Origin of the sequence: Enterovibrio nigricans DSM 22720 (assembly GCF_900167155.1) — a bacterium.
Classification (GTDB): Bacteria; Pseudomonadota; Gammaproteobacteria; order Enterobacterales; family Vibrionaceae; genus Enterovibrio; species Enterovibrio nigricans.
Genome location: NZ_FUXU01000025.1, coordinates 49559 through 56612, shown reverse-complemented (window position 1 = coordinate 56612; position 7054 = coordinate 49559). Strand labels below are relative to the sequence as shown.

Below are 7054 nucleotides of genomic sequence, written 5' to 3'. Positions count from 1 at the left end.
TATCCAGTCAGGCTCACAGCAACGTTGCAATATGGCTTCGAGCATGGCCTCGGCATCCTCTTGTGTGTATTTTTCCCCTACACCGGAAAAATCCAGCTCTGGCGGGTCAATAAAACATTCTTTCAACAAGCCACTGATACGCTCATAGGCGGTCAGAAGGTTGGCGAAATAGGCGTTATCTGCGTCAGCATCCCAATGCAGGGTTTGGATGATGTCAACAAAGAGGCTAGAGAGTCGGTGCGCCAGATTGTCACAAGCGGCCTCATTCATTAGCACGTCATGTGACAAGAACACTTGCCCTTTTTGGGTGTGGTCAGTGGCGGCGAACGGGAACGCCCTGACGATATGCTCCGTCACGTCTTTGGCCTTTTCCACAGAATCTTGTGCAAAGAGGGACAAGGCGCGGTCGTCTGCGCCGTCTCGGGCAGTGCGACAGCGCAACTTAAAGCGGACATCATTAAGTACCACGCGGGGCAGACCGTCACAAAGGTGAGTGACGTACTGCGCCAGTGACAGGCTATGAAGGGGGCTAGCGTGGTGCAGGGCTTGGCTCATGATGCGCACTGTCTCATGGAGAAGCAACGTCGAGCTTCCGCGTAAAGCGCAGCCACTTTTACGCCTTTAAAGTAGGCTCTACGGCAATAGAGCTTGGCGTATTCAAGTTCTTTGGCGTTATGCTTTTGTGTCTTCATTGCGAATTTCCTTTTTGAGTTGATTGGGCTTTATCTAGAGGTGAATACACTTTTCGTATTCTTCCCTGGGCGTGATACGCGGCTCGTATGTGTCCCAGGGCAACTAAACGATGTTGATAATGCTGAGCTGAACAAGCACGTGAAGCGGCGGTGATTGCCGTCCACTCTCCCAGCGAGAGAGTGTCGCCTGAGAAATACCCAACCTATGCTTGCGAATAAAATAATCTTGAGGCCAATGATTGCGCTTTTTCTGAATAGCCTTTCCTACCCTCAATAAAATTTCTTGTTTGCTATTGGCTTTCTGCATCGCGAATTTCCTTTTTGAGTCGGTTAGCTTTGCGTGCAAAGCGTTCTTTGCCCTCGTTGCTCACCAGCTTTTTGAATTGGCGGTGCATGATGTTGAGGCGAAATATTCGCATCTCTCTAAGTACGTCTGTCATGCCTTACGCCTCTCCTTACATGGGAGCGGGTATTTGAGCATCCGCACCTAGCTGTGCTGCTGCATTTAAAATTGAACCCGCCAGCTCAGGTTCTCCGAGGTCATGGGCGAAGTGCGCAAGGGTGTGGAGCTTGAACGAGGTACTTTCACGGTGCTTAGCGTTCATGAAGTAATGGGTGTTATCTGGCGTGTTGTTTTCACGTAAACAGGTCACATCGTATTGATATTTCTGTACCAACCCGTTGTAGATGTCTTTGATAGAATCCGCGTGTGTCATACCTCCCCCTCCCCATACAGCTCCGAGAGGCTGAATTGCTTAGTTCGGATACGTATTGCCAGTTCGAGCATATCGATATAACGCTTACCGCCATCATCGTTATCTATTTCTGGGATTTTTCCGATGTCCATTAGCCTCAACACCTTGTCACGCCCCACACGGTGGGACTTTGCAAACGTGGTTACATCGGTAAAGAAGCAAGGCATCAAAGGCATGCCCTGCAAGGCCTCCATCAAGTCCAGCTCTTTAGGTGTTGGTATTCCAAGCATGTGATATCCTCGAAGGTTTAGGTAAATGGCCTTAAATGGCTTTTTATGACTATGCGCCCTTGGGCGTACATTTAGATATTACGCCGAAGGGCGCATGGTGATCAAGAGTGATTATTGGAAAAAAAATCAAAGCGATTCGAATTGCAGAGGGCTTAAGCCAATCTGAAATGTCACAACTAATTGATATTCCAGTAGGAAGCCTTAGAAATTACGAGCAAGACAGAAAAGAATTGAAAGCAGATAATTTAATGAAAATTACAAAACATGAGCGGTTTAAAAAGTATGCCTATTGGCTAACTACCGACGAAACCCTTCCAGAATCTGGTCAAATTGCTCCGGACTTTTCTATCCTATTAGAGCTCGGCATTGTCGAAAAAAGCACCGACGACAAGAAGACTGCTTAACGCTTTGTTATCGCTCGTTTTATAAGTTCGGAAAGGTGAATACGACATGTTGCTGAAAAATGAAAATGGCTATTCATCCAGCTATGCGCCTGAACGAGTGTTTAAGTTGAGGCGAAAAGCCGTGCAACTGGATATGCAGCTTAAATTGGAGTTAGAGCGCAAAGGCGCACACCAAGATAACCGGACGCTTGATGAGCTTATTGATGTTTGGTATCGGCTTCATGGAAAGGTACTTAAAGATCACGTTAGGCTGCGGAAGCTGCTATATCGAACATCGGAAAGGCTTGGCAATCCAATAGCCAGCCAACTGACTGCCTCAACCTTTTCGTCCTACCGTGAGGAAAGAACGAAAACGATAAGTACCACGACTGCAAATCGTGAACATAGCTACCTTCGAGCCATGTTTAATGAGCTGGAAAGGCTCGGTGTGATCACCTTCCCTAACCCTCTAGTTAAGATCCGCCAATTTAGGGAAAGAGAAGGCGAATTGCGGTACTTATCCCATGATGAAATTGACCAATTACTGGAAGCTTGTGCCGCCTCCTCTAACCGCTCATTGATTTATGTTGTTAAGGTATGCCTTGCTACGGGCGCAAGATGGGACGAGGCCGAAAGCCTAAAGCCATCACAAATCAAAGATGGAAAGATCACCTTTCTAAACACCAAGTCTGGCAAGAACCGAAGTGTCCCAATCCAACCATGGCTTTTTGAAGAGCTACACAGTATTGAGCCTGTCAGTGATAGCAAAATATTCCTGAGTAGCCTATCAGCATTTCGTAAAGCTGTTTCACGAACGGGTATCGTACTGCCTAAAGGACAAATGACTCACGTTCTACGGCACACCTTTGCTAGTCATTATGTCATTAATGGCGGAAACATAGTAAAGCTGAGGGATACGCTAGGTCATAGCGAGATAACAACAACCATGAGGTATGCACACCTAGCTCCTGAGCACCTAGAAGAAGCACTAGAGCTCAATCCACTCAACAAACATAGATAACCATTCAGCCCAAAATTAAGGCGACCGCACAGCAAAGGTCGCTTTATTTTTCTCATATTACTCACAAATAAAGCCAAAAGGAGTACGGAAAAAGCTGAACCCCTATTTTTAATATAGTTAACATTTTGTTTTTAAATTGATTTTTTCGGTTTTCCAAATCCGCGTGTTGGGGGGGCGAATCCCTCCCCCCGCTGCCATATTCATGCTCTCCACGATAACTCGGTGACGCTGTTGGATAAATGGGTCTACGGTACAGACTTGTTGCTAGACCTATCGCAAGCGGTGCTCACTGGCATTAGCTTATTCCAGCAAGAAAGGGCTTGGTCTACACACTGCTTGATGAGGAAGAAACCAACGATAATCTCATTGAAATGAAGGTCTCACCTCAGGCTCGAAAAAAGAATCCAAGCTTGCCTGAGACGTGGCAAGATCAGAGCGGTGACTTATGAGAGAGAAGACGGTGTTTACCTCACTTCCATGAGAGAAGTACAGCGCAAAACAAGTGGCGACGCTTTATCATGAACGGTGGGAAATCGAGACATCAAAGCTCTATGCAGCACAATGCGATTACATTGAGAAGCAAGACAGTGGAGCTATTTATCAGGAGTTGTGGTCGGCTGCTTCTTGGATACAATCTAGTGAGACGGGAGGCCAGCCAAGCAGCAGTAGCTCATGGCCGGGCACCGAATGAAATAAGCTTTAAATACGCATGTCAGTACATCGCGAGTCAACTGAGGGCAATGAGCAAAGCCTTATCTCCGGGCAATACGCCCAAGAGGCTCCAACCCTTAAGAGGAGACTTGTCAGTGCTCTTCATAGAAATACGCCCCAGGGCATCAAGTCCTAGGGCGGTCAAAATATCAAAGACCCGTTATCCGGTTAATCGCAATACCGTGAACGGTGTTGCACGACTATCGCGGGCTTTTTTGGTTTTTTGATAGATCAATGCGCCATAGGCTTGTCTACTATTCCGTTCTTTTTCTACCGCTTGTCTCGATAATTAGTCAGCTAAGTGACTGCGAATACGTTATGGTTAATTTAACTTTATCAAAAGCCCTTGAAAATATTTTTTCGACCAGCATCTCTTGTATGAGTTCTGTCATTTACTTTCGTTTTGCATGTAAGCCAATGCTCAATGACCATACGTAATATGTGCCTAAAGCCAAAGGTATCGATATAAATCATGGCCAGTACATACCAGTAGTATTACCTAAAATTTGGGATATAATGGAACTCAGTCATGTCATAACATAAGCGGTGTAAAAATGATTGATGGAAAGCATTGTAATCAGCCTGTACGCAAGAGTGGTCTATGTGAGAGAAGCTTTAATACGATCGGTGGGTCGATTGTTGGTGCTGCTGTCGCAGGGGCTTTTGCTCTTAGTCCTATTGGCGTTATCGTCGCTGGCGTTTTTGGAGGTATAGTGGGTTGGAAAATATACAATAGGGATGATGGCCATAATAAGGAGCAGTGATGAATTACGAATTACTCGTTTGCTTTGTACTCTTTATTCTTTTTGCACTGTTATATCATCTGTTCATTGATGATTTATCTCTCCAAATTTCTTTTTACCTCACGATTTTCATGGCATCCGCAGATTCATTGTGTTCCTTTGTCTATCGATCTACAGTCAATTATGAGGTGATCAGTCAATACCTTTCTTTTAACGACATGCTCAGTTGCGCCCTTGCTTTGTTCCTTATCTGCTTTTTTTCACTTACTATACTATTACCTGAGCACTTTTTAGACAAAGTAAAAAAATGAACTTTCGACGAAAATGGTAAAACCGTTTAGCTGAGTGGTTTTGTGCGTGTTATTTCCGCTTACGCGATGTCTTTTTTCTTGGTCGTTGAGACTCTCACCGTCCCGCCTCCTTTCTTGAGTTTTCCGTTCGTTTTTAACCTTGTCTTTGCCATGGTATTATTCCTTGTTAATCATTGTCATCGTAGTGGAGAGATATTTTGCATCGCACTTGGTCAAACAAGGTTTCGACGCGTGTCTCTATTGTACCTGATAGACACGTGGTCAACTTATGGAAAGCGTGTATATCATAATGCTTTAAAACAAGCGATTACATCGAGATGTAGAGCACCCGACGGTGCTTTCTCTTTTCTTGCTATATACCTGGCTCTTCTTCAACGGAAAGATACGAGGGCTGCAAAGCCGCCTTCCCATCAGGTGTTTGCTTTAGTTCAAAAACCATCATGCGAAGTTCGTTGATCATCCCTTCATATTTGATGTTTTGCCTTTCGACTTTTGTTAACTCTGCAGACAATGCGTCCTTCTGAGTATCGCTTTCAGATAGATTTGAATTAACCGCATCGAGTTTAGCCATCAACGTCTCTAGTCTCGGATCAACAGCAGGCACTTCACTCATGTTGCCGACGCGCAAAACCAACTCTTCTGCCTGTTTTACCATCGGCTTACTACGAAGATCCAGCTCGCCAATTGCCTGAGCAATGCTATGAAGACGGTTTTCCAACTCCAGTACCAAAGGTTCAAACTTCCCGTCATCAACGCTTCTGAAACGCTTCACTTCTTGTCCCACATGTTTCAGGTGGCTGATTTCAAATGTAACGTTTTTAACAGCCTTATCAATCGCCACCCTATCGCGCGGATTTAGCCTGACAATAGCTTCTGCCTGTTCTAAGGTCGCACTCGCTTTCGTAAAACTGATTGGCGCTACAGATTTGAATCCTTCACGTTTAAGCAATGCCAATTCTTTCGCCAGAGGCACGAAATTCACTTGCATCGCGATGTCGCTCTCTAATGATTTTGCTTTGTTTAAAAACGCCGCCTGTTTGACCTGGGCATCATCAATATCGTTATCAGCAACATAGCCAAAGAGTCGGCTGTAATCTCTATTTATACTTTTATATTTACTTGGAAAAACAGTGCTTGCATTAATAGAGTCCAAATATGCCATTTCAGCGATCGCTTCGGCAAGCAACACGTCTGCCGTCTCTTTCAGCGCCAATAATGAAGTATGTTGTGCAGCAACTATCGCCAACCTTTCGTCAAAAACTTCACCGTAACTGCCTGATGAAAACGATGAATAATCCTCTGATATTTTTCCTGGTTCGACAGAAAAGTCCTCATAGACATCAACGCTGTCATCCCTGGCATCAAAAAGATCATCGACCGCATCGTCATCGTATAAACGAAGTGCTTTGCTGCCTTCCATTTTCGCAAACCATTCCACGTAATCAGCTTTCGCTTTATCGTACAACGCCATCGTATTTTGACTTTGCTGTGAAACCGTATTGGTTTGGGATGCCACTTGGCGTGGTTCAGATGTAGATTGGCAAGCTGTAATCAGTGTCGCCATCGTCATCATGACGATAACCGCATTAAATCTTTCCATGTCAACCCCTTAGCGCTCCAATGAATTTTTAACCTATTGTTTTAATTATTTTTTATCGACAAATGACATAAAAATCATTTCCGTCGGCCACCTAGCTTTTTTAATCGGATAAAGATCAATTTAGTCGATCAATGGCGGACGAATTTAGGAAGTTGGAGTGACACTGATCCCATATTTATGAACAAGGTTTACAGGCATTCATTCGCTAACCTCATCTCAACGCGTGGCTACGCTTCGTGATCTGCCCGAAGATTTTAAAAAGAATCTTTCTTGTTTTAAGGCGATTAAAACAACCCTCACTCTTTCAAAAAACAAATGTGTTTATATTTATAGACACAGCAGAGATTTCGCCCGACAAATAAACAAACATCGAAACACAATGCGTTTACATTATTAAAACAAATAACAACGTTTGAGTTTGTTTTGGCTGTATTTTAATCGCTTTATTACATTACTTATAACTTAGAACTTTTAGATATATAAATTACGTTCTATATACGTATTTAATTCTATTAATATCCACGCATTCACTGATTCCTTGAGGTCAGGGCTGTAGCCGTGTGTCTACACGTATGCGTGAAAGATTATAGATATTTTTGTTAACAGCA

The 7054-nt window shown here is 44.0% G+C and carries 8 protein-coding genes and 2 pseudogenes; 3 read left to right on the top strand and 7 right to left on the bottom strand.

The features are described 5' to 3' along the window. The 6 genes and pseudogenes from B5D35_RS11065 to B5D35_RS11050 form a co-directional block, all read right to left on the bottom strand. Window positions 1-555 (bottom strand): annotated as a pseudogene (locus B5D35_RS11065) (hypothetical protein); the annotation flags it as partial. Continuing rightward, the gene (locus B5D35_RS24300) at window positions 552-692 is read right to left on the bottom strand and encodes a hypothetical protein (protein ID WP_170915168.1); all 141 of its coding nucleotides are present in this window, start codon (window positions 690-692) and stop codon (window positions 552-554) included. The pseudogene B5D35_RS11065 and the gene B5D35_RS24300, both read right to left, overlap by 4 nt. 103 nt (window positions 693-795) lie before the next feature. Then, a complete protein-coding gene (locus tag B5D35_RS11060) occupies window positions 796-999 on the bottom strand; it encodes a helix-turn-helix domain-containing protein (protein ID WP_078752637.1) in 204 nt (67 codons plus the stop codon). Continuing rightward, window positions 983-1132, bottom strand: a complete 150-nt coding sequence (locus B5D35_RS24295; protein ID WP_170915167.1) for a hypothetical protein — start codon at window positions 1130-1132, stop codon at window positions 983-985. Before B5D35_RS24295 ends, B5D35_RS11060 begins: the two co-directional genes overlap by 17 nt. A gap of 15 nt (window positions 1133-1147) precedes the next feature. Beyond that, window positions 1148-1408, bottom strand: a complete 261-nt coding sequence (locus tag B5D35_RS11055; protein WP_078752636.1) for a hypothetical protein — start codon at window positions 1406-1408, stop codon at window positions 1148-1150. Further along, window positions 1405-1677 carry a hypothetical protein gene (locus tag B5D35_RS11050; RefSeq protein WP_078752635.1) on the bottom strand — a complete coding sequence of 91 codons (273 nt, stop codon included), beginning with the start codon at window positions 1675-1677 and terminating at the stop codon, window positions 1405-1407. Before B5D35_RS11050 ends, B5D35_RS11055 begins: the two co-directional genes overlap by 4 nt. A gap of 107 nt (window positions 1678-1784) precedes the next feature. Between B5D35_RS11050 and B5D35_RS11045 the strand changes: the two genes are divergently transcribed. The 3 genes and pseudogenes from B5D35_RS11045 to B5D35_RS11035 form a co-directional block, all read left to right on the top strand. Then, window positions 1785-2081, top strand: a complete 297-nt coding sequence (locus B5D35_RS11045; RefSeq protein ID WP_078752634.1) for a helix-turn-helix domain-containing protein — start codon at window positions 1785-1787, stop codon at window positions 2079-2081. 46 nt (window positions 2082-2127) lie between these two features. Next, window positions 2128-3081, top strand: a complete 954-nt coding sequence (locus B5D35_RS11040) for a phage integrase (RefSeq protein WP_078752633.1) — start codon at window positions 2128-2130, stop codon at window positions 3079-3081. 156 nt (window positions 3082-3237) lie between these two features. Next, window positions 3238-4019, top strand: a pseudogene (locus B5D35_RS11035) (transposase); the annotation flags it as partial. A 1179-nt stretch (window positions 4020-5198) separates the two neighbouring features. On the opposite strand, the gene B5D35_RS11020 reads toward B5D35_RS11035, so the two are convergent. Then, window positions 5199-6419: a hypothetical protein gene (locus tag B5D35_RS11020; RefSeq protein ID WP_212567537.1), complete on the bottom strand. Its 1221-nt coding sequence runs from the start codon at window positions 6417-6419 to the stop codon at window positions 5199-5201. Between the last annotated feature and the right edge of the window lie 635 nt (window positions 6420-7054).